Below are 25,924 nucleotides of genomic sequence, written 5' to 3' on the forward strand. Positions count from 1 at the left end.
TTTGATGTTGATCTGTTCGATGGTGCCGTTATGGATTCTGGCGGTTGATGACAGGAATTTCAATTTCGATACGTGTCCCGGAATCAGAGTTTTCATTAATTTTTATCTTTCCGGATAGACTTTCCACCCGGTTCTTGATATTGAAAAGGCCCATTCCGGATTTCGAAGATTTATCAAAACCTGTCCCGTTATCTGTTACGAGAAGGTGAATCGTCTTCGAGCTCTCGCTCAGGATGATGTTTGCTACGGATGAGCCGGAATGCTTAATAATGTTATTCGCTAATTCAAGTACAATACTATAAAGTTCGAACTCAGTCTTAGTCCCATATCGCTTCTGATCTATTTTATTTTCAAAAGTAAAGGCTATACTCTTATTGTCGTTCAGTTTGCTGGTAAGTCGGGCTAGCGCTACTGTAAGCCCTTGTTCTTCCAGCTCTGCGGGAAGTAAATTGTGAGAAAGACTACGCACTTCCTTATAGGCCGCATTCACCATTTCATGAACCCGGTTATATATCTTCTGATCGCTATCGGGAAGAGACTTTTTATCAATTCCAAATAAATACCAGTTTAGGGAAGCAAGCGTTCCGCCCAGGTGATCGTGCAGTTCTGCGGCAACACGCTTACGTTCCAGCGCTTGTCCCTGTGCCATCGCTTCCTGGATTTCGGCATTTTTAAGTCTTAGTTTTTTGTTATTATACCATAAGAATGCAGCAAAGGCAATAATCAGACAGGTAAGTCCTATGAGAAAACGCTGAACTTGTTCCTGTTGCTCAATGATCCGCTTCTGGATAGCTGAATCCATTTGCTGATTTTCGAACATCAACTGGTACATGGTATATTGCCGCTGAATATATTCGTCGTGTATTTGACGTCTTGCGAAATAGGCGTTTTCACTGTAAAAGATAGCCTCTTCAAGCATTTTCTTTTCCTTGTAGGCACGTCCCAATGTTTGATGTGCCCAATTGCTTTGTTGTGTGGTGTGGTACTGCCGCGAATAGCGAAGTGCTTTTTGGCAAACATCGATAGCCTTATCGTACTGCTTGTTCCAGTAGTACGAGTTCCCCATATTATTCAGCACACTTATTTCGCCAAACAGATTTTTTGTTTGGCGAAACAATGCCAATGACTTGATGAAGTATTTTTCGGCTTGCTCATGTTGATTTAACCTGACATGCATGTAGGCTCTGCTTTCAAGGACCGAAGCCATGTTATTTTGCAGATGAAGGCCATCAAAAATATCGTAAGATTCTTGGTAGTGGGCAGTGGCAAGCTCTATCTTATCACGTTCGCGCCACATGTTTCCCATACTTTCCAGACAAAGCGCACGTGAACTGTCGTCTTTCATTTCTACAAATGTCTTTAATGCCCGTTCATAGCTGACCTGAGCAGAATCCCACTGGCGATACTCTGAAAAGCTCTCAGCTATAAATCGCCTGGCGTGCGCATTGTAAATAGGAAGGTTTACCTTTTTGGTCAGTAGAATAGTTTCATTGGAAAGTTCGCGAAGCATATCATAGCTACCGTCCATGAGGTAGAATGTACTTAACAGGTTATAGGCCAACACCTTGCCTTTATTCCACTGGTGCTTTTGAGATAGTTTGAGCACCAATTTCGCATTCGCCATGGCTTTTTCTGCATCTACATAGAGGTGAGACTTGGCTAACGCCAGGTAGCCGTGAATGTCCGCTGTGTCTTTTGCAAAATCAGGTTGATGTTGTTCCTCTATTGGAGCTGATTCTATAGCAGGCAGCTTTTCATTTCTGACTGGAGAGCATCTGACTGCGGCAAGAAGAATGGCAATGGAGAAAAGAAATCCTAACCTGTATAAATTAATCATATCGTAGTATACCTAGTCGGATCGCATCATGCTGGCCCGCAAAAAGATGTCAGGGTATAACGTTGAGTTGGAAAATTCAAATATATGGACGAAATGTGAAAGTGTAAAACAAATCCGACTTGCGCATCGAAATTATAAAATTTTGTATCGTCATTTGCTTACAAAAGTATTGCCTTTAATCGAAAAACGGTAGGGTAGGTCTTTTCCGACATTGATTCCAATCCTTTGCGAAATTTCAATGTCAAAATCTACCGAGGTACGACTGTAAATTCCTAAGGGGCCTTCCGTGAAGGTCTGGTTATTCAGTGCTTTTAAATCTATACCCATTGCCGTCACTAATCTGCCAGGTCCACGGCAAAGGTCACGATCTGAAATATATTTCGATAAGGAAGATTTTCTGCCGTTCACTCTTCTGCTGCGCATCAAATCTATTCCTTCAATGGGTTCTAATGCACGGATTAGTACTGCTTCACCAATGCCATTTCGACTACTTACTACATTGATACACTGATACATACCATATATCGTGTAGATATATATAGTCCCTGCATCATTGTACATAGGTTCAGTTCTTGCTGTTCTTCTGTTGTACGCATGGCAGGCTGGGTCATCGGCAAGATAGGCTTCGGTTTCTACGATCATCCCGCTGGTAAGTCCGGCGGGATGATGATGTGTCATAACACAGCCCAAGAGTTTTTGGGCCAGTGTAATGGTGTCGAAAGAATTGTAAAAAGATTCTGAAAGCCTTTGAAGCTTCATGTAATACTAAATAATGTTCATGGTCTGCTCCTTGATCTTTTCGAGTTCATCCTTCATCCTGACCACCAAATGCTGAATAGTTGCATCGTTCGCTTTGGAGCCGATTGTGTTAATTTCCCGTCCGATTTCCTGTGCGATAAAATTCAGCTTTTTACCATTGCTTTCAGTGGAGTCAAGCGTCTCCCGAAAATAAGTCAGGTGGTTGGCAAGGCGTATTTTCTCTTCGGATATATCAAACTTCTCAATGTAATAAATTAATTCCTGCTCAAAACGGTTCGGATCGAAATTATCGTCAGACAGAAGATCGCGTACCTGCTTCTCCAGTCTTTCTCTCACCGCTGGAATACGCAGTTTATCCTGTTCGATAACACTTGCCAGCAGTTCTTCTATGGTCGTAATGTAGTCGTTGAACTTATCTGCGGTCATCTTACCTTCCTGCTCACGGAATACATTACACTTCCGGATTGCTTCCAGTACAGCCACTTTAATTTGTGACCAGTCATTCTCCTTACCGGATTCGTCTACGGATTCCGTGTTATAGGTATTTGGCATTTGTAATGCTAACCGATACAGCTCAGTTTTGTCAGGCTCAAAACCTACGCCACTAGCTGTTTCGTACAAATCCTGATAGTATGCCGCTACCAGGGCGCGATTCACTGTGGTAGAAGCAACAGCTTTACCCACGGGCTGTACTGTAAGTGTAAACTCCACTTTACCTCTTTCCAGAGATTGTGTCAACAGATTTCTGATCTCAATTTCACGCTCGGAGAAATGTCTTGGAATGCGGCAATAGATATCCAAAAACTTGGAATTCAAGGTCTTGATCTCAACAGTCACGTTTATTGATTCAGATTCGATGTTAGAAACACCGTATCCTGTCATAGATTTTAGCATGTAAAATTTACAGTTATAATGGTTGAAATCAGTCGTTTTTATTTTGGTTATTAAATCGTTGCTTGCTTCCCGATTTGGCCGGATGCTGGCTCTCTGATTGTTGCGGCTTTGAAACAAGTGCATTTTTGTCAATGTCGTTACTGTCTTCTCTATACCGCGCTATATCGATAGCCTGATATATAGCCTGGAGCAACGAACCTTCAGACGCCATCTTTTTTCCTGCGATGTTGTAGGCAGTGCCATGATCCGGCGAAGTACGCACCACTGGTAATCCTGCTGTAAAATTCACACCTTCATTAAACGCCAATGTTTTAAATGGAATCAAACCCTGGTCGTGATACATAGCAAGTACAGCGTCATATTTTTTATAGGTGCCGGCCGCAAAGAATCCGTCAGCCGGGAACGGACCGATTACCAGATGCCCTTTATCTTTGAATTCCTTAATAACAGGCTCAATAATTTCAATTTCTTCAGAGCCCAGCAATCCATTCTCACCTGCATGAGGATTTAGGCCCAAAACTGCCACACGAGGCTTTTTAATTCCAAAGTCACTTTTCAGTGATTTAATAATCTGTTCGATCTTTGTACTCAGTTTTTCCTTCGTGATGCTTGCCTTCACATTTTCCAAAGGAACATGTCCTGTCAACACACCAACGCGCAGATCCCCGGCAACCATAAACATAAGTGCATCGTCTACTTCAAAAGATGTAGCGAAGTATTCTGTATGTCCCGGAAATTTAAAATTTTCATTCTGGATATTATCCTTATTGATCGGTCCTGTTACAATAGCCTGGATTTTCCCTTGGCGAAGATCTTCTACCGCCCTTTTCAGTGATGAAAAAGAAGCCTGTCCTGCTTCCGCCGTAACCTGTCCGGGCGCAATTTCAGTTTGGTGATCGTGCCAACAAGTTATTACGTTGGATAGTTTAGGATTAGCCTGCTCAACTTTTTGAATACCATGCAGGGTCCAATCTTTCATATCCAAAAGATTTCTATATTGATTCAGCACACGCAACGAGCCGTAAACAATAGGTGTGCATAATTTTGCTAACTGATTTCCTTCTAGTGCTTTAAGGATTACTTCCGGTCCTACGCCATTGTAGTCACCTAACGTGATTCCGATAATGGGTTTGGTGCTTATTTGCTCGCTCATGAACTTTAAATGATATTCCGACAATTCTAATGTGCATTTCTCTATTACTTTTGCGGAAGCAATAGAGCGGCAAGTTACAAAAAATCCCGTGCCTCATATGAAAATCCTGATAGCAGACTCCATGCACCCCTCTCTTTTTACCATGTTTGAAGAACAGGGCTGGGCATATGCTTACCATCCTGAATACCGCAGAGAAGATATAATTAGAGAATTACCAGCTTATGATGGCCTGATTATCCGAAGCAAAACCTCCGTAAACCGTGAAGTGCTAGAAGTGGCTCCAGGTCTTAATTTCATAGGACGTGCCGGGGCAGGTCTGGATCTGATCGATCTTGAAGCTGCTGCAGATTTAAACATTGATGTTTTTCACGCAGGGGAAGGCAACCGTGATGCGGTGGCGGAACATGCCCTGGGTATGCTGCTGGCGCTGTTTAACAATATCCTACGTGCCGACCGTCAGGTGCGCACATCCGTTTGGGATAGGGAAGGGAACAGAGGGGTTGAATTGATGAGCAAAACGGTTGGACTCATTGGCTATGGTAACAATGGAAGTGCAACGGCGCGCAGGCTAAGCGGTTTTGGCTGCAAGGTATTGGCTTATGACAAGTACCGCAACAATTATGGTGATCAGTTTGCGCAGGAAAGTCCTATTGAGCAGATAATGAAAGAAGCAGATATACTCAGTCTTCATATACCTTTGACCGATGAAACAAAATTCCTTATTAACGATGATTTTATAACTGGTTTTACAAAGCCATTTTACCTATTGAACCTGTCGCGCGGCGAAACAGCCCGATTATCATCTATTGCTTCTGGACTTCAATCCGGCAAAATCAAAGGGGCTTGTCTGGATGTACTCGAAAATGAAAAGCTTGCTAAACTTAATTCTGAACAACAGGCGGCATTTGACTACATCAAATTGCAGGACAACGTCGTACTTACTCCACACATAGCCGGATGGACACATGAAAGCTACAACAGGATTAATGAAGTGCTTGTACGTCAGATCAAAAGTTGGACTGATGAAAATAAACATCCTACTCAAGAAGAACCACGCTGATATTACCCGTGGATTCCAGATAGCAGGTTTTTACTTTGTGGTAATCGTCGACACCATTTTCTCTGAGGAGGCCCTGTAGTTCGCTGAGATCCATTAATTCTTTCTCCATATTGGCATGATGCAGTTGCCCGTTTCGGATCAGAAGAATCGGAGCGGGCCTGCTTAATCTGCCAAATAAGACCTTTTTGTAACCCATCCAATCGATCGCGTAATCCCAAAAGACAAGCGTCCCGATAAGTACTGCACCTTCTGTAATGGAATTATATGTCCCTGCCATTGCATTCTGAGCCGCATCCGAAATCATCGTGATCAGTAGCAAGTCACTGATACTTAGCTGACCTGTTCCGCGTCTGAAAATGCGCAAAAACAGGTAAATGATCCAGTAGGTAATCGTTCCTCTGACAAATACTTCCAATAAAGAGAGGCTTGGGACAAACATTTCTCCCCAATGTAAGCCGTATATTTTTTCCATGATCTGTGTTTCTAAATAAACAAAAATGCCGACCAAAGGTCGGCACATTTGCATCTATTAGCCATGAAAAATAAAATACTTATTATTTACCAAGCGTACCGCGAAGTGCACGTGGGATTTCAACTGAAGCAATCGGGTTGCTAGCGGCTGTTAATATAACAAAATTTTCAGCTTTAACAGCACCAACTTTCACTGATTTTCCTAAATCAAGCTCAGTTACATCAACTTCAACGTAGTCAGGAATGTTCTCAGCTAAGCCTTGAACACGCAATTTACGTAATTTCTGGTTCATTTTACCACCCTTCATAACTCCCGAAGATGCTCCGGTAAGTTTAACAGGCACATCAACTTTTACTTCTTTTCCGTCGATGATTTGTAAAAAGTCAGCGTGGATAAGAGAATCGTTTACAGGATGAAACTGTTTTTCCTGAAGAATGGCATTGTATATTGTTCCCTCGATGTTCAAGGTTACATTATAAATATCCGGTGTGAAAAGCAATTCACGGAACAACATAGCCGGTGCATAAAAATGAACCTGCTCGCTTCCTCCATAAAGTACAGATGGAACATAACCTTGTGAGCGTAGTTCCTGGGACTGTACCTTACCGAGATTCGCTCTTTTAAACCCTACAATCTCAAGTGCTTTCATAGAATAAAAAAATTAAAAAATTAAAAAAATTACTGATTGTGATTTATAAATAATGAACTAATAGACTCATGATCGCGAATCCGGCCAATCGCTTTTGCAAAGATTTCTGCAACAGTAAGTACCCGGATTTTCTCATTATGCTGTTTCAAAGGAATCGTATCAGTAATGATCAATTCTTCTAATACAGAGTTGGCAATATTTTCATGTGCTTTACCGGACATGATCGCGTGTGTACTGATCGCACGTACAGAATTAGCACCTTTACCAAGAATAATTTCTGCAGCTTTGCAAAGCGTTCCTCCTGTATCGATCAGGTCATCCACAAGTACGACATCCATTCCTTCCACATCTCCGATCACCTGCATACTCGCAATTTCATTGGCTCTCTTGCGATGTTTATCACACAGTATCATGTCAACGTTCAAAAACTTAGCAAAGTTTCTTGCACGTGCCGCACCACCCATATCGGGAGAAGCGATTAACAGATTTTTCAGTCCGAGTGATTTAATGTAAGGAACGAATATGGAGGTACCTTCGAGGTGATCTACAGGGAAATCAAAAAATCCCTGAATCTGCCCTGCGTGAAGATCCAGTGTGACTAGTCGGTCGACACCCACAGAAGTAAGAAGATTGGCAACTACTTTCGCCGCAATGGCAACACGTGGTTTATCTTTTCTATCCTGACGTGCGTAACCAAAGTAAGGAATAACCACAGTTACATAATGCGCAGATGCACGTCTTGCTGCATCTACCATCAGAAGTAACTCCATCAGATTGTCTGTTGGTGGGAATGTAGACTGAATTAGAAATACGTCACAACCCCGAACCGACTCCTCAAAACTAGGAGACAATTCACCATCACTAAACTTGCGAAGATTGTATCCTCCAAGTTCTTTACCATAATAGCGGGCTATATCCTTCGCCAGATATTCTGATTGACTTCCTGAAAAAATTTTAACTGTGTTAAATGAGCCCATGGCTAACTAAAATTTGCGCAAAATTAAATAAAAATCAATTAATTACGATAGTATTTCTCTAAAAAAATGAAATAGAGGCGAATACATCCTAAACCGCTGAGTATCCCAACAAGAGCACCAACGAATATATCTCCCGGATAGTGTACACCCACATATACACGACTGTAAGTATATAAACCAGCCCATAACAGAATCAGCCACATAAAATTAACCTTTCGGTAAAGCAGGCCGAACCAGACTGTTGCCAACGCAAAGCTGGTAGAAGCATGGGAGGATGCGAATCCAAACTGTCCGCCACATCCGGCAACCTCGTGTACGAGTCCTGCAAGCGCCGGTTCGTGACAGGGTCGGAATCTGCCAAAGTATGGCTTCATTATTCCCGAAGTAATCTTATCGGCAATGATGACAGCCACCAACACGGTTACAATAATGGCAATACTTTTTTTCCCTTCCGCCTTTATAGTCAAAGAAATCAAAAGTATGTAAAGTGGTATCCAGGTGTACTTATAGGTTATCCAATACATCAGTTGGTCAGCCCAGGGGGCGTGAAAACCGTTCAACCAGAGAAACAGCTGTTGATCGTAGTGGATAAGTGATGTTACACTATCAGTCATGAGGTAAATCCTAGTACGCTCCTAACCTTATTGATCGTATGTCGGGCAACCTGTCTCGCTTTTTCTTCACCCTCAATAAGTATCTTTTCAAGCTCGTCGTTATTTTCCATATAGTAATTGAAAATACGACGGGGCTCTTCAAACTTCTGCAGTATGCATTCATACAGTGCCTGTTTGGCATGTCCATATCCGTAGCCTCCGTTCAGGTAGCTGCTTCGCATGCTGGCTATATCATCTTCACCTGCAAGCAAAGAATATAATTTGAAAGTAATATCATGATCAGGATCCTTTGGTTCGTCAAGTCCTTTTGAATCTGATAGGATTTTCTTTGTAATCTTCTTCAGCTCATTCTCCGGCAGGAAAATATCTATGTAATTATGATACGATTTACTCATTTTCTGGCCATCGATACCAGGAATCGTCATGATCCGCTCATCAATCTGTGGCTCGGGTAACACGAGAATCTCTTCTCCTGCAAGTTGATTAAACCGGCTTGCAATATCTTTTGTCATTTCGAGATGTTGCTTCTGATCTTTACCGACCGGAATGATATTGGCATCATAAAGCAGAATATCGGCAGCTTGCAGGACCGGATAAGTGAACAAACCAGCGTTTACATCTGCCAGCTTTTCCGATTTCTCCTTGAACGATGTCGCATTGGCAAGCATTGGAAATGGAGTAAAGCAGCTCAGATACCAGGCCAGTTCGGTGTGTTCCTGAACCCTTGATTGTCTCCAGAATGTATTTTGGTTAAAGTCAAATCCGAACGCCAACCATGTAGAAGCGATAGCTCTGACATATTCTGCGCGTTGCGCACCATCTTTCAATGATGTAAGAGAATGAAGATCAGCGATAAAAAAGAAGGACTCATTCTGCGGATTTTTAGAAAGCTCAATAGCTGGTAGGATCGCACCAAGGATATTACCTAAATGAGGGCGTCCGCTGCTTTGAATTCCAGTTAATATTCTGGCCATTAACTATAAATAATTATATTAAAAATTCTTTAGTACCTCGTAGAAGGCTTTTGAATTGAAAAAATTACAAAGATATTCAGCACTACATATACCAGAGTTGACTGTCGTTATCAATGGGATCACGCGACTGACACTGATTATCAGTTAACAAGGAATTAATGTTTTTCAATTGCCAAAATTCGTTAAATTGAATCGAAAAATGATAGTAAATTTGAAAATATATGACATTATCCCCTCAATGATGAATAAGTATAATCCGGATTTTTACAAATCTCCGGACAATTTTAATTGCCAGTAAAACTACTTTTATATGCTTCAGGCAAAAACACTGCAATTTCTCAAAGACCTTGTAGCCCATAATAACAGAGAATGGTTTCAAGAGAACCGAAAGCGATATGATGAAGCGAAAGGGGATATGGAACAGCTTGTCGCCCATCTGATCAGGCAAGTGCAAACATTTCAGGATCTGGGTAAGTTACAGGTCAAAGATTGCATTTTCCGCATCAACAGAGATGTACGTTTCTCAAAAAATAAAGATCCTTACAAGAATAATCTGGCTGCTGCTATTGGAGCCGGCGGACGCAGTTCCGGTAAAATTGATTATTATTTACACATCCAGCCCAACGGTCAGTCATTTCTGGGAGGAGGAATGTGGTCGCCTACTGCCGAGCAGCTAGCAAAATACCGGCAGGAAATTGATTACAACGCGCAGGAGATAAAAGATATCATAGAAGAGAAAGAATTTCATGCCTACTTCCCGGAAGTTCATGGTGATTCCCTGAAGACTGCTCCGAAAGGATACCCCAAAGATCATCCTGAACTGTCTCTGCTCAGAAGAAAGCAGATGTTCTTTATGCACAGCTACACGGATAGGGAAGTAACGTCCTCAGACTTCGCCGAGAAAGTGATGTATGGAATCAGATTGCTGAAACCTTATTGCGACTATATGAATTATATACTGGATCACACCGAAGAATAGCGTTCTTTCTAACTCGTTGAGCTGACCAATTTTTCATAAGTAATGAAAACAAACCACAGCCGTGGTAAAAAATTTAAATAAAATACAATGCAATTCTCTCATTTACACTGCCATACACAATTTTCACTGCTTGATGGTGCCGCCGATATTAAGAAACTTTTTAAAAAGGCAAAGGCTGACAACATGCCCGCGGTAGCCATAACGGATCATGGAAACATGTTTGGTGTATTCGAATTTGTAGCGGAGGGAAATAAGCAAGGAATCAAACCGATTGTCGGTTGCGAATTTTATGTCGTGGAAGACCGCCATATCAGGCAATTTACCAAGGATAAAAAAGACGTAAGGCATCATCAGTTGTTATTAGCCAAAGATGAAATAGGCTATAAGAATCTGGTGAAAATGTGTTCTTTGGGATTCATTGAAGGCATGTATGGTAAATACCCGAGAATTGATAAAGAACTGATCGTTAAATACCATAAAGGCTTGATTGCGACCACCTGTTGTATCGGTGCCATCATTCCGAAAACAATTTTGCGGAAAGGAGAGGAAGAGGCGGAAAAGGAATTTCGCTGGTGGCTGGACCTGTTTGGGGAAGATTTTTATGTCGAATTACAGCGTCATGAGATTCGCGATCAGTACATTGTCAATGAAGTGCTGATACGATTTGCAAGAAAATACAATGTAAAAATTATTGCTTCCAACGATTCACATTACGTAGATCAGGAAGATTGGAATGCCCATGATATCTTACTTTGTATCAATACCGGAGACAAACAGAGTACACCATCTGCCAAAGATTTTGACGATGACAAAGGCATACCGAAAGGATCGCGCTTTGCTTTTTTCAACGATCAGTTCTACTTCAAGAATACAAATGAGATGATGCAGCTCTTTAATGATCTGCCTGAATCGATCGACAATACCAATGAGATAGTTGATAAGATCAAAACCCTGAACCTGAATAAGGATATTCTGCTGCCTAACTTCCCGATTCCGGATGAGTTCAAGACACATACGTTGTCAGAAATGGTAGGGAAGAAGGAGCTTACCGCTGATGTACTGAATCAGTGGGAATATCTGAAGCACCTCACTTTTCAGGGTGCAAAATTCAAATATGGGACCATCACTGCGGAAATTGAGGATCGATTGAATTTTGAACTGGATACGATCCGGAACATGGGGTTTCCGGGTTACTTCCTGATTGTTGCTGATTTCATCGATGCCGGTAGAAAAATGGGCGTATTCATTGGTCCAGGGCGTGGGTCTGCAGCTGGATCCGTTGTCGCCTATTGCACCGGCATTACGAATATCGACCCCATCAAGTATGATTTACTTTTTGAGCGTTTTCTGAATCCGGATCGTATTTCACTTCCTGATATTGATACAGACTTCGATGATGAGGGTCGTCAAAAGGTGATTGATTATGTGGTCAAAAAATACGGTTATAACCAGGTTGCGCAAATCGTCACGTACGGTACTATGGCGGCTAAGTCCGCTATAAAAGATGTCGCCCGTGTAATGGACCTGCCTTTGCAGGATGCTAATATGCTGGCTAAGCTTGTTCCGGACAAACCTGCCTATAACATGACCCTCAACCGCATATTTTCAGCACCATTGGAAGGAGAGGGGAGTCTTCTAAAAAAAGAAGGCATAGCTCCGGAAGAATTGGATAACGTCAAAAAAATGCGTGCAATTATTTCTGGCAATGATCTGCAGGCAAGTGTTTTACAGGAAGCTCGTCGTTTGGAAGGAACCGTAAGAAATACAGGTATTCACGCTGCGGGTATCATTATCGCTCCGAGTGATCTTACAGAAATTATCCCTGTAAGTACTTCCAAAGATTCCGACTTTCTGATCACCCAATATCAGGGCAAGATTATTGAGGATGCCGGTGTAATCAAAATGGACTTCTTGGGATTACGAAATCTTACCATCATCAAAGAAGCACTGAGGCTTATCAAACAAAATCATGACATAGATATTGTGATTGATGATGTTCCACTGGATGATCCAAAAGTGTTTGAATTATTCCAACGCGGAGAAACAAACGCAATTTTTCAGTTTGAATCCGACGGCATGAAGAAACACATGCGTGATCTGATACCAGACCGTTTCGAACACCTTATTGCGATGAACGCACTGTATCGCCCGGGCCCTATTGCTTACATTCCCAATTTCATCCGCAGAAAGAACGGACAGGAAGAAATTACGTATGACCTTCCGGAACTGGAAGAATACCTGGCAGATACTTATGGCATTACCGTTTATCAGGAGCAAGTAATGCTTTTATCCCAGAAACTGGGTGGATTCACCAAAGGCCAGGCTGATACACTGCGAAAGGCGATGGGTAAAAAGCAGATAGAAACCCTGAACAAGATGAAAGGGGATTTCATGAAAGGTGGTGGAGAAAAAGGACTGGATCTTAAGAAACTGGAAAAAATATGGACCGACTGGGAAGCATTTGCATCCTATGCATTTAACAAGTCTCACTCTACGTGCTACGCTTTCGTTGCTTACCAGACAGCCTACCTGAAGGCGCATTACACGGCTGAGTATATGTCTGCTGTATTGACGAGCTCTTTGGGCAACATCGAAAAGATAACCTTCTTTATGGAGGAATGTAAGGCCCAGGGAATTAAAGTGCTGGGACCCGATGTGAATGAATCCGACCGACAATTCAATGCGAGTGGTAAAGGAGAAATACGTTTCGGACTGGCAGGGGTGAAAGGAAGTGGTGACGCGGCTGTTGAATCCATTATCGAGGAAAGAAACAACGGAGGTCCTTTCAAAGATATCTTTGATTTCATGGTAAGGGTTAACCTACGAACTGTTAATAAAAAGACCATTGAAAGTCTGGCCTATGCGGGTGGATTTGACTGTTTTCCTGAATTCCACAGAGCACAGTATTTTGCAACCGAACAAGGAGAAAACGGAACATTCATAGAACGCCTGATAAGGTATGCCAATAATTACCATGCAGAGAAATCTTCTGCACAGGCTTCCTTGTTCGGTGCTTTTGGAGGAAATGAAATGTTGATGAGCAAACCTAAAGCTGCTGATGTTATTGAATGGGGTGATTTGGAAAGGCTTCGGTTGGAACAGGATGTCGTAGGCTTTTATATATCGGGGCACCCGCTCGACACATTCAGGATCGAGCTTGATAATTTTTGCACCTGCACGACCGATCAGGTCATGTTTATTCCGGAGGGAGAAAAACGGCCAAAGCATTTTGATAAAGAAATGTCAATCGGCGGAATAGTGACGAGTGCTGTCGAAAGGGTGTCGCGTAATGGAAACACCTTTATGATATTTAAAGTAGAGGATTACAAAAGCTCTATTGAAATGTTGCTGGGTGGTGAGGATTATATCAGATTTAAAAATTATCTGCAGGTCGGTCACTTCCTGTACATCAAAGGAAAAATCCAGAATCGCTGGAAACAAGAAGACCAATTCGAATTTAAAATACAGAACATTCAGCTTTTAACCGAAATCAGAGAGAAAATGTGTAAAAAAATAAGGATTAATCTGCCGTTGGATTTTATTGATGAAAAATCCATCATGATCCTTAATGAAACATTCGGAGCGAATCCCGGAGGATGTTCTGTCAATATGACGGTGACAGATCCTGAAACACGTTTGGAAGTGGAAATGTTGTCACGTGCTTATCGCGTGGCTCCGTCCAATGAGTTCTTTGCAGCATTAAATAAGATGGAGGGAGTCAAGTTCTTTCTGAATTAAATGCTATTTCAGATAGCAGGTAATTGCGAGGGTTACATTTTAATAGCTTCACATGAATTGGCACGGAACTTTTAGTAATCCATATTGATTATCCAATCAGATTAATAAAAAACTAGACAAAATTTGAAATGGGAAAAGCACTCGAAATAACCGATAGCACCTTTGAAGAATTAATACAAAGCGATAAACCTGTACTGGTAGATTTCTGGGCAGAGTGGTGCGGACCTTGTAAGATGATCGGACCGGTTGTAGAACAATTGGCTGGTGAATATGAAGGTAAGGCGGTAATTGGTAAAATGGATGTAGATATGAATTCAGCTGTACCGGCGAAATTCGGTATTCGCAGCATTCCAACTTTGATGATTTTCAAGAATGGCCAATTGGTGGATAAGGTTGTGGGTGTAGTACCTAAAACTACACTAGAAGATAAATTGAACGCACAAATGGAGGCTGCTGTATAAGTTTCTGTTAAACATATAAGCAAGAAAGGGGCCCTTCATGGCCCCTTTCTTGCTTTATAATAAATGTTGTTCGCTTCTTACTTATTCTGATCTTAAAGACTTAACCGGATCATTTAATGCCGCTTTCAACGACTCGTACCCTGCAGTAACAGCAGCTACAACAAAAGTGATCATGATTGCTATACTCATAATATCGGCACCAATAGGAATCCGATATTCATAATCCTGCAGCCACGCGTGCATGATGTACCAGCCAATAGGAGCAGCCAGGGCGAAGGCGATCACGATCAACAATGCAATTTCCTTTCCGAATATTCCGAGGATACTTCCCAAACTTGCTCCCAAAACTTTCCGTACCCCTATTTCTTTGGTTTTTTGAGAAGCCATGAATTTAACCAAACCGTATAATCCAAGGCAGCCAATAAAAATGGAGATCATAGAGAAAACACGAATCAACTTCAACATGATATTTTCGAGCTCATAACTTTTGGCAATTTGTTCATCCATGAATGTTTGCTCATACAGATAATCAGGAAAGTATTCATTCCATAGCTTTTCAACGCTCTTCATTGTCGCATGCAAATTCCTGGAGTTAATTTGGATAGCACATCGGTAATTGTTTTCATTGTAAGTAAATATGGCCACCGGATCAATGCCATTTTGAAAGGAAGTATTGTTCCAGTTTTTGAGTACACCAGTAATAGGAGCACTCACACCCCAAATTTTAAGATTTTTGCCAATCACATCTTCGGGGTTCTTGTAACCCAGCTTTTCGACAACTTTTTCGTTGACAAGATAACCGCGAATGGTATCACTTAACGGTACATTCTGACCAGCAAGAAGGGTAAGACCAAATGTTTTGACATAATTATTATCGGCTGTTTTGGTATTAATTTGCCATAACTCATCTTTCTGGCGGGTGTCAAAAGTTAAGTTACTTGTATTGTTAGAGCTGGTAGTAGGCAAAAACAAACAAAACGAAACTTCGGAAATACCCGGAATTTCCAAAAGTCTCTGGCGGAACGTGGATTGGTTGATTTTATCTGGTGTGGGAATCTGGACGCTGGCAATCCCTTTGGTCTCATATCCTACTGAACTGGACAACATGTAATTGACCTGGTTATTTACAACCAGCGTACAGATTACTAATAGCTGAATTAGTACAAACTGAAAAACGATAAGACCTCTTCTAAGTGAGATTCCTCCAATATGCCTTGTTGTAACATCTCCTTTCAGAGCAAGTACAGGCCGGAATCCAGCCAGAATAGTACCCGGGTAGGTCCCTGCCAATAACACAACGACGACAAAAAGAAGAGCTAAAAATGTCCAAAGCAAAGGATCAGCCCAGACTACCGACTTTGGCCAGGAACCAGGACGATCCAGCCAGTCGGTGATATTAGGAAGAATGAAAGAAGCAAGGATAAAACCGATCGTCATAGCTGAAAGAGTAATCAGCGCAGTTTCGAGTATAAATTGACTGAATACCTGACCTCTTGTACCACCTACAGCCTTACGAACGCCCACCTCTTTCGATCTTCGAAGTGCCTGCGCAGTGGCCATGTTGATGAAATTAAAACAAGCTGTGACAATCAGGAAAATCCCTATTGCACTCATAATCCAGATCCACTTCATAGGCATAGCACCATAATAGGGAATGGAGTGATGCATATCTTTATAAGGAATCAGGTTGTGAACATAAGATTTGTAATCAGTTCCGTGATACTTTTTGTTTAATGCAGCCATCTGTTTGTTAGCCGTACTTAAAGCTACTCGCTCAGGAAGCAGAACAAAACAATATGTATTGGAATTAACGCCCCCCCAATGCTCCAGACCACTGCCACCATACCTATATTCAGGATTGGCTGTAAGCGTGGAAAATGATACGAAAAACTCATAGGGTAGATCAGTATTGTCTGGCGGGGTATCGACGATTCCCGTGATTTCAAGGTTCAACTGGTTAGATAACTTCAGCACCTTTCCAACCGGATTTTCACTACCAAAATACTTCCTGGCCATTGCTTCGCTAATGGCAACTGTATTGGGCTTGGCAAGTGAATTTTTTGGATCTCCAATCTGCCAGTTTACATCGAAAATGGAGAAGTATTCGGGATGTACATATGCGAGAACAGGTCCTTCCTCTTTGAATTTCTTGATGGGCTTACCGCTATTATCAAGTATAGACAAAAACGGATCATAACTTTCAATACACATGGACGACGTGTAAGATGGCATTTCTGTACGCATCGCTTTCCACATTGGCGTAGGTACACCGCGGGAATGTCCTATGCCTTCGAAGTGGAACTCCGTTGTTATCTGATAGATACGGTCAATATTTTTATGAAAGTGGTCGTGTGTGGTCTGAAAGCGAATAAACCAGAAAACAATCAACGCACATGCCAACCCAATGGATAAACCGGCGATATTAAGAGTGGCATACAAGCGATTTCGCATCAAATTCCGCCACGCAATTTTGAAGTAATTTTTGATCATAATACTACCGCATTATCGTAATTTACTACATACATACTATCTTGTTCAGGAGAGCATTTAAAATGTATGCCATTCATTATTTTACTGAAAATCAAATATATACATAAAACAACTTGTTCATTAGCGGACACTTTTTGTTCGCGAACGGGCATTATGAAGTCCAATGAGAAAGTTGGTTACAAATGCGCAGCAGGGGAGGAGGAAGGAAGTAATTGAATACCGTCGGGATTATTAAGCTGCATACACTTCATCGGAGGAAATCTTTTGAAATAGCACAAAGACGGAATTTAGCTGGCGAAGCCAATTATAAAACTCTGACTGGATAAAGGAATGAGTCCGGAACATACCTGAACAGGTGCAAGGCATGTTCCAGATTGGTACACTATTCAGCAATTTCAATGCTATATGAAGCTTCAAAAGTATTCCCGGCGGCCAGCGATAAAATTCCCTCTTTATCTTCAAGTCGCTGATTCGAATCCGTGCTATCCGCTATACCTAACCAAGGTTCGATACAGACGAAGTCACCATTGGGCTTAGCCCAGATCCCAAGGTACTTGAAATCATCGTATTGCACAGTTACGGATTCAGCACTTTTCTTACTTTTTAAAGCCACTTTTTTCGATTTCAGATTTTTAAAAATCAACGCATCATTGTCAAACAGACTGTGTGTAAGATTTAATACATTTGTTTGATTTAGAATCGATTTGGTATCCGAACTCACCAATCCATCTGAAGAAAGCAACCAGGTAGAATCTGTCTCTGTATGCTCAAATTCTAAATAGTAATCCTCATAACTGTTAAATTCATTAATAGGGCATTTGAAAGCTGGATGCGCTCCAAGGGAAAACAGCATTTTATCTTCGCCTTTATTCGTGATCTGGTGACGGACTTCAATCTTATTTTCTTTCAGTATGTAACTAATTTGAAATGAAAACCGGAAAGGATATATTTCAAGTAATTCCGGATCATCTGACAAGCCAAAAATGAGGCTTCTGTCCGTTTTTTCTATAAGCTTGACCCTATCATTATTTCTGATAAAACCATGTCGTGGTATTTTATACTCCTGTCCCTGATAAGTGACAAATCCATTCTTAATCGCCCCGATTGCTGGAAATAGAACAGGAGAGGTGCTTCCCCAGATTGCCGGATTGCCACTCCACATAAACTCTTTTCCGGTAGCAACCGATTGAATATTACATAACTCAGCTCCTGTTTCATTTACAGTAATGCTTAGCTTGCTATTTTTTATTTCGTGTTTCATAACAGAATTTATATTTGGGTAAAATCGCATCAGATGGAGTCAAGAACTTCCTTAATCACCGCACATCCTTCAATGATTTGCTCTGCTGTGATAATCAATGGAGGAGCAATCCGCATGGAATTGTCGCAAAATAAAAACCAATCGGTAACCACACCCTTAGAAATACAGAGATCAATGGTTTGCTTTAATTTCTCGAACGACTCCATTTCTGCAGCAAGCATTAAACCTAAACCCCTCACTTCTTTAATCTTCTCATGTACCAGCAGGGACTTAAACAATTTACCTTTTTCAATCGCTTTCGCTGATAAATTACCGTCTACAGTGACGCGCAGAGCTGCTAACGAGGCTGCGCAACTGACTGGGTGGCCCCCAAAGGTAGTGATATGACCAAGTACAGGATTTGTCTTAAAAACCTGCATGATCTCTTGTGAAGCCATAAAAGCTCCGATTGGCATACCTCCTCCCATTCCCTTGGCGCTCAGCAAAACATCCGGGTATATGCCAAACTGCTCGAATGCCCAGAACGTCCCTGTCCTTCCAAATCCAGTTTGAACTTCATCAAGAATCAATAATGCGCCCGTTTCATTACAACGTTCCCGTAATGCTTTAAAATAATTGATGCTCCCCTGCCTGATACCCGCCTCGCCGCTCACAATTTCAATAATAACAGCTGCAGTTTTATTCGTGATACATTCCAGATCGGATTCAAGCCCGTGCTGAATATTGGTAATACCCGTCAACAACGGCCGGAAACTACGCTTGAAATCTTCAGAACCTGAAAGACTCAATGCACCTTGGGAGGCCCCGTGGTAAGCATTGCGGCATGAAACAAACTCTGCTCTTCCAGTAAAACGTTTGGCAAGTTTCATGGCGCCTTCAACAGCTTCTGTACCGGAATTGGTAAAGTAGACATTGTTTATTTTTCCGTATGGAGAAGGATTCGCACTATCAATAGCAAGTGTATCGGAAAGTGCTTTAGCCAACCGAACCTGGGTACTTTGAATGTATTCACCATACACCAAAAGGTGCATATGTTTATCTAACTGCCCATATATGGCATTCAAAACGTCAGGATGTCGATGCCCTACATTACTTACACCTATTCCGGAAATGAGGTCCAGATATCTGGTTCCGTCTGTACCGTACATATAAACACCCTCTGCACGGTCAATTTCTAAAGCGAGTGGGTAATCAGAGGTTTGAGCAAGATGATCAAAAAATAGTTGTCGATGAGAAATATGCATTTCAAATGGTAAATACTTTTAAAAAGTATATAATGTATTTAATAGTTAAATTAGGGGAGAAGGCTGCTGTTCGTAAAAACAAGCACTGCCACCTACCCATGAAAAATTTTTGTTGTAATCCACTCCGATCATTTCACCTCGACTCAGACGACTGAGGCTGATCAGAAGCTCGGGACGATCCGCTTTGTCCGGCCAGCCGAACATCATTCTAATCTCACATTTAACCAATCCGTCCGGCGATTGAATGACTGGTTCATAAACAACCTTTTTCTGTAAGATAAAATTTTCCGGATCCTTGATACCTTCCAACATCTCTTTGTTTACCTGAATCTTGACACCGCTTCCGGCAAAAGAGAATAAGGGTTTCAATACATATCCGTCCAGATCTGAGGGAAATATACCAGCAAAATCGCTGAGAAAGCGGGTTTCCGGTATATACCTACCTTTAAGAAAAGGCATAGCAAACTTGCTGATCCTGTAAAACCAGTTGGGATGTCCTACCCAGGTTACGTCTACATCATCTGTGAACTTATAACTGCCCGGAAGATCGCTGTATCGAACCAAATCATCGAAAATAAGCCGGTTGTATATCCGTTTCACCTGCGTCTTTTTGCCATTAAGCTCGTAATACAAGTGGTTTCCTTCGCGAATCAACTTGGTATAACAAACTGCCTTCACACCGATCATCTTCTCCGTAATAGCAAAATCTATTCTGGTTTTTTGCTTTTCCGGAAATATCTCGAGTAATATCACTTGGTCCGGATTTTCGTCAGCGACGATTAAATCACGTAAAGCTGCTACATACTCCTGATAAGAACTCCCGTTCAGCGCATAAACGTAATTTTCAGGCACCGGAAACATATCAGAAAAACGCTCTGAAAGATATGCCTGATATCCATATAAAGAAGCAAAGCCTTGCAATTCGATAAGTTGGGGAAGCAGTTCTCCCTGGTCGGACTTTGAGATTGCAAAGTCAATGGCAAGAAAAGAGGTATGTCCGTTTTCATTTGGGACAAGTTGCTCAACCGGAACTGCCCGGTCCGTTTTACTTTTGAACTCCGGAGTTACAATCGTATCGATAATCTCCTCGCACGCTTCCAAAAGCTTATTTTTCAACTCGTTGGGCACGAAGACCGGCGTTTCTGCGATTCTGAAATCCAGTTGACCAGGAAAATCTGAGTGAATGGACGCTATAAACTCATTATACTTCTCATTTGAAAAAACATGATTGAATTCGAAGCGCGCTTGGGGATCCATTCGTCAGTTGAGGTTGATGAAATAGTCAGACAATAACATGGTCGGTACTTCTGCTTTTTAACAGGGCATTTTTCAGAAATGTCGGAATCATTACTGATTCAGTTAATAAAATCTTATCCGGATCATTAAGATGCTCAATCATATCATGATACTTCTGCTCTCCGTGCTGCGATATGATCGCAGCTTTTTTCTCTTCGCGTAGAAAATAACGAAGCATTCCTTCTGCGTCTGCTTCCGGATGAAACTGTGTACCGACAATTTCATTTGAAAATCTAATAGCCATTACTGCACGTTCCAGCTGTACATGAGGTCGTATTTTTTCAAGGCAAAGAATCTTAAAATTGTTGAGATCCAACGCCATCTGATTAGGTTGCGTTACCTGAAAATCCCGCGAATCCACAATCCAGAATGGATCTGCCAAGCCGGACAGGAGCGAATCTTTTCTTCCGAATGAAGTTTTATGCACTGGAAATGTGCCAAAAGAGGTTTTCCTTCTCTTACTTACTTTAGCAAGTTGCCAATGCAAACATGCCATTTGGAAAGAGTGACATATCAAAAAAAGGTGCTTTTTATCTTTGTTGTGCCGGTTGCCGTTGTATTGAAAAATCCCGTCAAGGAATTTAAAATACTTTCTTTCCCAAGGTTCGCCAACCGGAGCAGGATTACCGGGACCACCTGTGGAAATATAAGCATCAAAATCCATGGCAGGAATTTCCGATTTACCACGTACATCAAAAACTTCGTAACCTATTTGTATATCCTCAATTTTACCAAATGCACCTATAATTTGTTTGATGCAGCGCATTCCTTCATTCTCAAATCCATCATACATGTCCAGAATTGCGATTCTGAAATGTTTGTTCTCCCTATTCATGGGCGTTGTTTTCTAATCTTCAGTTTACAAAAAAGCGCAAGAATCGGTACTGCAGTTTATACCTATTCTGCTAGTTATTATGCCTATACCTTTTACAAAAGTACAAAAAGTATTATTAACCCTCCCCGTAACACTGGGTCAGCCGTTGCCAATTTGTAACTAAGAGATACCTATCTTGGTTTCTGATACGATATAATCCACCACAGCTTTCAAGTCACCGGTTTGTTCAAATATGGCCAGTTGTCTATCTGCTCCTGTCCCCATGTCCATAATTTGATGAATATATTCGATCTCTTTCCTGCTCCCCAGTTCATCAATTACATCGTCAATAAATTCCAGAAGTTCACCGGCCAGGATACGGTAGTCCACTTCTTCTTGCTTTCCGAAATCAATTAACTTCCCATGTATACCATAACGTGCTGCCCTCCATTTATTTTCATTGATCAGCATGCGATGGTAGGGGCGAAAGCTGAGGTTCATCCTGTGAAGCTTATGTATCTTAGCGACCAAGGCCTGCATAATAGCGGCAAGACATATGGTTTCATCTGTTCGCATGGGAACGTCACACATTCTGAACTCGATGGTATTGAAAAATGGATGGAGTCTGATGTCCCACCATATTTTTTTCCCGTTGTCAATACATTTAGTTTTGATCAGCAGATTGACATACTCGTCGTACTCTGCCGCACTCGAAAAGTAGTCAGGTATACCAGTTCTGGGAAATTTGTCAAACACCTTGGACCGGTACGATTTAAATCCAGTATTGCGTCCGCACCAGAATGGAGAGTTGGTAGACAAGGCATATATGTGCGGCAGAAAATACCGCACAGCGTTCATGATTTCGATACCTTCATTTCTATTCTCTATCCCCACATGAACATGCAGCCCGAAGATAAGATTGCCCCGGGCTACATCGCGCATTTCATCAATGATCTCGTCGTAACGTGGATCCGGTGTAATAAGTTGTTCAACCCAGTCAGCAAACGGATGTGTACCGGCAGCAGCTACGTGCAGATTCTGTTTATCAGCCAAATCAAGAATCATTTTGCGGAGATAAGTTACCTCTTCACGCGCTTCCTGAATATTATGGCATATATTGGTACCTACTTCAACCACAGCCTGGTGCATTTCCGCTTTAACACGTTCTTTAAGCGTAATTTTCCCATCCTCAACAAGCTTGGACATATGGGATCTCAAATTGCGTGTAACGGGATCAATTGTTTGAAATTCCTCTTCAATACCGAGAGTGAACATAGCCATGTGTTGAGCTTGCTTGCTGTTAAATGATAATGATCAGGACTTTTTACCAGCTGATTTTTTAACCGGCGCGATAGGAGCAACTTCCGGTAATTTTGCTTCAGTGCGCTTCTTCGCTGTTGCTTTTTTAACAGCAGGTTTGGCTGAGGCATCATCCTTAACAAGTGGATTCTCTACCTTTTTAGGAGCTACTTCCGCTGGTGTTTTATTCAATGCAGTCTTAGGTGCAGCAGTCTCTGCTTCCTGAATTGCTTCCTCCGAAGCATTACTTACTACTTCAGAAACAGCATTTTGCGTCACAAGCGCATTTTTTATAAATGTACCCCAGGTCAGATTAATCTGGCCTTCCTTATGATTCTTTGCCCGTTCGATAGCCATATTCGCAGAAGCTTCCACCACCCATTCAAAGTTTTCATGACCTACCGAATATACATCTGCATCAGGTGCAGGATTGCAAAAATCGATGGCTATCGGTACTCCGTTTCGCACGGCAAATTCCACCGTATTGAAGTCATAACCCAATGCGATGTTCAGCTTTAATACATAATCTTTAATGGTAGCCAGCAATTGTTCTCTCTCCTCACCCGTAGCTTTTAATTCCGCTGCATAACGCAGGTGGTGTGGATTTCTTGGTTCATAAGGCATAATCAGAACATCTTTCTGTCCTATGCAATAACACCTCACGTAATCATCAAACTCAATCTCCTCCTGAAGCATCATGACCAGGTGTCCTGTTTCTTCATGTTTATTCCAAAGATCCTGAATATTATGAACTTTATAAACGCTCTTCCATCCTCCACCATCATGCGGCTTCATGTAAGCAGGGAAGCCTACATATTCAAACATTTCCTCCCATGCCATCGGAAAAGCCAGATTACGGAATGATGTTTCTGTTGTATTTTCGGGACGTTCCTTGGACGGCAAAAGTACTGTTCTCGGTACGGGAACACCTATTTTTTCGGCTAATGCGTTGTTAAAGAACTTCTCATCCGCACTCCACCAGAATGGATTATTTATAACCGCAGTACCACTTAGTGCTGCGTTTTTCAGGAAAGCACGGTAAAAAGGAACATCCTGAGAGATACGATCAATAATCACAGCATACTCTGACAGATCCGCCTGAACAACCTTATCGATCCGCACCGCCTCTGCAATAATATCATTTTTTCCTTTACTATTGACACGGTCAATGAAAGCTTGCGGAAACGAATTTTCCATTCCAAAGAGAATTCCAATTTTCTTCATAATATGGTTTAATTATTTGTCTTGAATGAAAAGTAACGAGATGATTTCAACTACATGATGCGGGACAAGTAATGTGGAAACATAGCGTTCCATAACGGCCAATCGTGTTTTTCCCAACCACGCACATCAAGCCAATGGTCTATGCCATTTCGATTAAGTATATCGGACATTTTAAGGTTGCTTTCCAGGCAGATATCCCATTCAGATGTTCCCAGGACTATCTTCATGTGTTTGTACTTCCAAGCCTGCTCGTTTGGCACGTAATCGATCGGATTATTAAAATAAACCTGATCGCTGTAGTATCCATCCATAAAACTACGTATGTCAAACGCGCCGCTCATGCTGATCATATAGGATACCAGAGAAGGATGACGAAAGGCAAGGTTGGCTGCATGAAATCCTCCAAAACTACAACCTGCAACTCCGATCTTGTCTACATGGCACTCATGCCTTATATAAGGTATGAGTTCATTGACTAAAAAACGGTCATACACTAGATGATTCAATATTCTGTATTCAGGATTGAGATGCTTCGCATACCAGGAGTCTGCATCAATAGAGTCAACACAATAGATCTTATATTTTCCTGCTTCCACAAGTCCTCTTATGGACTCGATAAGTCCCATGTCTTTTGCCTGATAATACCTGCCGAGTGTAGTAGGAAATAGCAAAATGGGATACCCCCAGTTACCATAGACAAGTAGGTCAATATCTTTTTCCAGATGATGTGAATAGAATCTGATGTGTTTCTCTTCCAAAACGCTAAGTAATTTTAAGGGTTATCTTTTGAAATATACAAAAGAAAATATTAGATGCAAATGTGTTCGACAAAAGAATGGTTTACCGTACTTTGTTATCTTTCTGTATTTTATCCAGTCAAAAGATACCGACTTGAAAACATATCAACCATCTATATCAGTAATCTATTCCAAGCATCTGAATCGAGAGGTTACCCTTACAACCATATTGCCTGCTGCTTATGATTCTTCGAAAATATACAGGCTCCTGTTGCTCAACGATGGTCAGGATATAGAGACGTTGGGACTGGCTCACATCATGGATCGGCACAATCTAGCTTATGAAGCATTTTTGATAGTTGGCATTCATGCAAACCACGATCGTATTCAGGAGTACGGAACGGCAGGTCAGCCAGATTACGCAGACCGAGGCACCAGGGCATCTTGCACAACCAGTTTTGTTACTGATGAACTGATCCCATTCTTGTTGAATACATATACTATATATGATACTGATATCGTGTATGGAGGATTTTCCCTTGGCGGTTTAATGGCGCTGGATATTGTCTGGTCCCGGCCGGATATATTCTCAAAAGTCGGCGTTTTTTCAGGAGCACTTTGGTGGAGGCAAAAAGCCCTCGATGCAGGCTATCAGGAGAATGACCGGATTATGCATGCGCGTATCCGCAACCAGCATTACAAGCCCGGACTAAAATTCTGGTTTCAATGCGGAACACAGGATGAAACAGATGATCGGGATCACGACGGTGTTATTGATTCCATACAGGATACACTCGAATGCATTGCCGAACTTGAGCGTAAAGGATATCAGTGGAAAACGGATATACACTATCTGGAAGTGAAAGGAGGGGAACATAACGTATCAACATGGGCTGGTGTTATGAATGATTTTTTAACATGGGCATTTCCAAAGAAAAATCAAGAATTAACAAATTCCATTTGGTAAGAACTGGCGAATAAAATAAATCAGC

22 protein-coding genes are annotated in these 25,924 nt (G+C 41.6%); 5 read left to right on the forward strand and 17 right to left on the reverse strand.

The features are described from left to right. Positions 1-28 precede the first annotated feature (28 nt). The 4 genes from AC1XUE_RS01945 to pdxA all read right to left on the reverse strand — a co-directional run bounded on the left by AC1XUE_RS01945 (position 29) and on the right by pdxA (position 4,643). Entirely contained in the window at positions 29-1,837 is a 1,809-nt protein-coding gene (locus AC1XUE_RS01945) for a tetratricopeptide repeat-containing sensor histidine kinase (protein ID WP_483354248.1), read from the reverse strand. 150 nt (positions 1,838-1,987) lie between these two features. Beyond that, entirely contained in the window at positions 1,988-2,596 is a 609-nt protein-coding gene (locus AC1XUE_RS01950) for a DNA-3-methyladenine glycosylase (RefSeq protein ID WP_483354249.1), read from the reverse strand. A gap of 6 nt (positions 2,597-2,602) precedes the next feature. Next, positions 2,603-3,490 carry a YicC/YloC family endoribonuclease gene (locus AC1XUE_RS01955; protein ID WP_483354250.1) on the reverse strand — a complete coding sequence of 296 codons (888 nt, stop codon included), beginning with the start codon at positions 3,488-3,490 and terminating at the stop codon, positions 2,603-2,605. A gap of 28 nt (positions 3,491-3,518) precedes the next feature. Continuing rightward, on the reverse strand, positions 3,519-4,643 hold the full coding sequence (gene pdxA, locus AC1XUE_RS01960; protein ID WP_483354251.1) for a 4-hydroxythreonine-4-phosphate dehydrogenase PdxA: 1,125 nt from the start codon (positions 4,641-4,643) through the stop codon (positions 3,519-3,521). A gap of 97 nt (positions 4,644-4,740) precedes the next feature. Here pdxA and AC1XUE_RS01965 point away from each other — a divergent pair, with 97 nt between their 5' ends. Further along, the gene (locus AC1XUE_RS01965; protein WP_483354252.1) at positions 4,741-5,703 is read left to right on the forward strand and encodes a 2-hydroxyacid dehydrogenase; all 963 of its coding nucleotides are present in this window, start codon (positions 4,741-4,743) and stop codon (positions 5,701-5,703) included. On the opposite strand, the gene AC1XUE_RS01970 is transcribed toward AC1XUE_RS01965, so the two are convergent. From AC1XUE_RS01970 to trpS, 5 genes are all read right to left on the reverse strand, one after another. Continuing rightward, positions 5,681-6,175, reverse strand: a complete 495-nt coding sequence (locus AC1XUE_RS01970) for a DUF421 domain-containing protein (RefSeq protein ID WP_483354253.1) — start codon at positions 6,173-6,175, stop codon at positions 5,681-5,683. The genes AC1XUE_RS01965 and AC1XUE_RS01970 overlap by 23 nt on opposite strands. Positions 6,176-6,257: 82 nt before the next feature. Continuing rightward, the gene (locus AC1XUE_RS01975; protein WP_483354254.1) at positions 6,258-6,824 is read right to left on the reverse strand and encodes a 50S ribosomal protein L25/general stress protein Ctc; all 567 of its coding nucleotides are present in this window, start codon (positions 6,822-6,824) and stop codon (positions 6,258-6,260) included. Positions 6,825-6,853: 29 nt separating this feature from the next. Continuing rightward, complete coding sequence (locus tag AC1XUE_RS01980) at positions 6,854-7,801, reverse strand: ribose-phosphate pyrophosphokinase (RefSeq protein ID WP_483354255.1); 948 nt, start codon at positions 7,799-7,801, stop codon at positions 6,854-6,856. A 38-nt stretch (positions 7,802-7,839) separates the two neighbouring features. After that, complete coding sequence (locus AC1XUE_RS01985) at positions 7,840-8,415, reverse strand: phosphatase PAP2 family protein (RefSeq protein ID WP_483354256.1); 576 nt, start codon at positions 8,413-8,415, stop codon at positions 7,840-7,842. Next, on the reverse strand, positions 8,412-9,389 hold the full coding sequence (trpS, locus tag AC1XUE_RS01990; RefSeq protein ID WP_483354257.1) for a tryptophan--tRNA ligase: 978 nt from the start codon (positions 9,387-9,389) through the stop codon (positions 8,412-8,414). The genes AC1XUE_RS01985 and trpS overlap by 4 nt, the downstream gene beginning before the upstream one ends. Before the next feature lie 310 nt (positions 9,390-9,699). Here trpS and AC1XUE_RS01995 point away from each other — a divergent pair, with 310 nt between their 5' ends. From AC1XUE_RS01995 to trxA, 3 genes are all read left to right on the forward strand, one after another. Further along, positions 9,700-10,368 (forward strand): DUF2461 domain-containing protein, encoded by a 669-nt coding sequence (locus AC1XUE_RS01995; protein WP_483354258.1) that lies wholly within the window; start codon positions 9,700-9,702, stop codon positions 10,366-10,368. Between the two features lie 87 nt (positions 10,369-10,455). Next, on the forward strand, positions 10,456-14,106 hold the full coding sequence (gene dnaE, locus AC1XUE_RS02000; RefSeq protein WP_483354259.1) for a DNA polymerase III subunit alpha: 3,651 nt from the start codon (positions 10,456-10,458) through the stop codon (positions 14,104-14,106). 128 nt (positions 14,107-14,234) lie between these two features. Then, positions 14,235-14,567, forward strand: a complete 333-nt coding sequence (gene trxA / locus AC1XUE_RS02005) for a thioredoxin (protein ID WP_483354260.1) — start codon at positions 14,235-14,237, stop codon at positions 14,565-14,567. A gap of 81 nt (positions 14,568-14,648) precedes the next feature. Here the strand turns inward: trxA and AC1XUE_RS02010 are convergent, their stop codons facing one another. The 8 genes from AC1XUE_RS02010 to AC1XUE_RS02045 all read right to left on the reverse strand — a co-directional run bounded on the left by AC1XUE_RS02010 (position 14,649) and on the right by AC1XUE_RS02045 (position 24,953). Continuing rightward, on the reverse strand, positions 14,649-17,057 hold the full coding sequence (locus AC1XUE_RS02010) for an ABC transporter permease (protein WP_483354261.1): 2,409 nt from the start codon (positions 17,055-17,057) through the stop codon (positions 14,649-14,651). 382 nt (positions 17,058-17,439) lie between these two features. Further along, positions 17,440-18,318, reverse strand: coding sequence for an aldose 1-epimerase family protein (locus AC1XUE_RS02015; protein WP_483354262.1), 879 nt, complete (start codon positions 18,316-18,318; stop codon positions 17,440-17,442). Positions 18,319-18,347: 29 nt separating this feature from the next. Then, positions 18,348-19,562, reverse strand: coding sequence for an aspartate aminotransferase family protein (locus AC1XUE_RS02020; protein ID WP_483354263.1), 1,215 nt, complete (start codon positions 19,560-19,562; stop codon positions 18,348-18,350). A 45-nt stretch (positions 19,563-19,607) separates the two neighbouring features. Beyond that, positions 19,608-20,819 carry a hypothetical protein gene (locus tag AC1XUE_RS02025; protein WP_483354264.1) on the reverse strand — a complete coding sequence of 404 codons (1,212 nt, stop codon included), beginning with the start codon at positions 20,817-20,819 and terminating at the stop codon, positions 19,608-19,610. Between the two features lie 25 nt (positions 20,820-20,844). Next, positions 20,845-21,693 carry a type 1 glutamine amidotransferase gene (locus AC1XUE_RS02030; protein ID WP_483354265.1) on the reverse strand — a complete coding sequence of 283 codons (849 nt, stop codon included), beginning with the start codon at positions 21,691-21,693 and terminating at the stop codon, positions 20,845-20,847. A gap of 159 nt (positions 21,694-21,852) precedes the next feature. After that, a complete protein-coding gene (locus AC1XUE_RS02035; protein WP_483354266.1) occupies positions 21,853-22,953 on the reverse strand; it encodes a carboxylate-amine ligase in 1,101 nt (366 codons plus the stop codon). Between the two features lie 33 nt (positions 22,954-22,986). Continuing rightward, positions 22,987-24,195, reverse strand: a complete 1,209-nt coding sequence (locus AC1XUE_RS02040; protein WP_483354267.1) for an ATP-grasp domain-containing protein — start codon at positions 24,193-24,195, stop codon at positions 22,987-22,989. A gap of 50 nt (positions 24,196-24,245) precedes the next feature. After that, entirely contained in the window at positions 24,246-24,953 is a 708-nt protein-coding gene (locus AC1XUE_RS02045; RefSeq protein WP_483354268.1) for an esterase family protein, read from the reverse strand. Positions 24,954-25,086: 133 nt separating this feature from the next. Here AC1XUE_RS02045 and AC1XUE_RS02050 point away from each other — a divergent pair, with 133 nt between their 5' ends. Next, the gene (locus tag AC1XUE_RS02050) at positions 25,087-25,899 is read left to right on the forward strand and encodes an alpha/beta hydrolase (protein ID WP_483354269.1); all 813 of its coding nucleotides are present in this window, start codon (positions 25,087-25,089) and stop codon (positions 25,897-25,899) included. The last annotated feature ends 25 nt before the right edge of the window (positions 25,900-25,924 follow it).

The sequence above is a fragment of the Dyadobacter sp. HNCC25DJ187 genome, assembly GCF_056895255.1.

What these genes read in the sequence shown, in the direction of transcription:
- AC1XUE_RS01945 (WP_483354248.1), bottom strand. Translation starts at nt 1,837, where the DNA reads ATGATTAATTTATACAGGTTAGGATTTCTTTTCTCCATTGCCATTCTT.
- AC1XUE_RS01950 (WP_483354249.1), bottom strand. Translation starts at nt 2,596, where the DNA reads ATGAAGCTTCAAAGGCTTTCAGAATCTTTTTACAATTCTTTCGACACC.
- AC1XUE_RS01955 (WP_483354250.1), bottom strand. Translation starts at nt 3,490, where the DNA reads ATGCTAAAATCTATGACAGGATACGGTGTTTCTAACATCGAATCTGAA.
- pdxA (WP_483354251.1), bottom strand. Translation starts at nt 4,643, where the DNA reads ATGAGCGAGCAAATAAGCACCAAACCCATTATCGGAATCACGTTAGGT.
- AC1XUE_RS01965 (WP_483354252.1), top strand. Translation starts at nt 4,741, where the DNA reads ATGAAAATCCTGATAGCAGACTCCATGCACCCCTCTCTTTTTACCATG.
- AC1XUE_RS01970 (WP_483354253.1), bottom strand. Translation starts at nt 6,175, where the DNA reads ATGGAAAAAATATACGGCTTACATTGGGGAGAAATGTTTGTCCCAAGC.
- AC1XUE_RS01975 (WP_483354254.1), bottom strand. Translation starts at nt 6,824, where the DNA reads ATGAAAGCACTTGAGATTGTAGGGTTTAAAAGAGCGAATCTCGGTAAG.
- AC1XUE_RS01980 (WP_483354255.1), bottom strand. Translation starts at nt 7,801, where the DNA reads ATGGGCTCATTTAACACAGTTAAAATTTTTTCAGGAAGTCAATCAGAA.
- AC1XUE_RS01985 (WP_483354256.1), bottom strand. Translation starts at nt 8,415, where the DNA reads ATGACTGATAGTGTAACATCACTTATCCACTACGATCAACAGCTGTTT.
- trpS (WP_483354257.1), bottom strand. Translation starts at nt 9,389, where the DNA reads ATGGCCAGAATATTAACTGGAATTCAAAGCAGCGGACGCCCTCATTTA.
- AC1XUE_RS01995 (WP_483354258.1), top strand. Translation starts at nt 9,700, where the DNA reads ATGCTTCAGGCAAAAACACTGCAATTTCTCAAAGACCTTGTAGCCCAT.
- dnaE (WP_483354259.1), top strand. Translation starts at nt 10,456, where the DNA reads ATGCAATTCTCTCATTTACACTGCCATACACAATTTTCACTGCTTGAT.
- trxA (WP_483354260.1), top strand. Translation starts at nt 14,235, where the DNA reads ATGGGAAAAGCACTCGAAATAACCGATAGCACCTTTGAAGAATTAATA.
- AC1XUE_RS02010 (WP_483354261.1), bottom strand. Translation starts at nt 17,057, where the DNA reads ATGATCAAAAATTACTTCAAAATTGCGTGGCGGAATTTGATGCGAAAT.
- AC1XUE_RS02015 (WP_483354262.1), bottom strand. Translation starts at nt 18,318, where the DNA reads ATGAAACACGAAATAAAAAATAGCAAGCTAAGCATTACTGTAAATGAA.
- AC1XUE_RS02020 (WP_483354263.1), bottom strand. Translation starts at nt 19,562, where the DNA reads ATGCATATTTCTCATCGACAACTATTTTTTGATCATCTTGCTCAAACC.
- AC1XUE_RS02025 (WP_483354264.1), bottom strand. Translation starts at nt 20,819, where the DNA reads ATGGATCCCCAAGCGCGCTTCGAATTCAATCATGTTTTTTCAAATGAG.
- AC1XUE_RS02030 (WP_483354265.1), bottom strand. Translation starts at nt 21,693, where the DNA reads ATGAATAGGGAGAACAAACATTTCAGAATCGCAATTCTGGACATGTAT.
- AC1XUE_RS02035 (WP_483354266.1), bottom strand. Translation starts at nt 22,953, where the DNA reads ATGGCTATGTTCACTCTCGGTATTGAAGAGGAATTTCAAACAATTGAT.
- AC1XUE_RS02040 (WP_483354267.1), bottom strand. Translation starts at nt 24,195, where the DNA reads ATGAAGAAAATTGGAATTCTCTTTGGAATGGAAAATTCGTTTCCGCAA.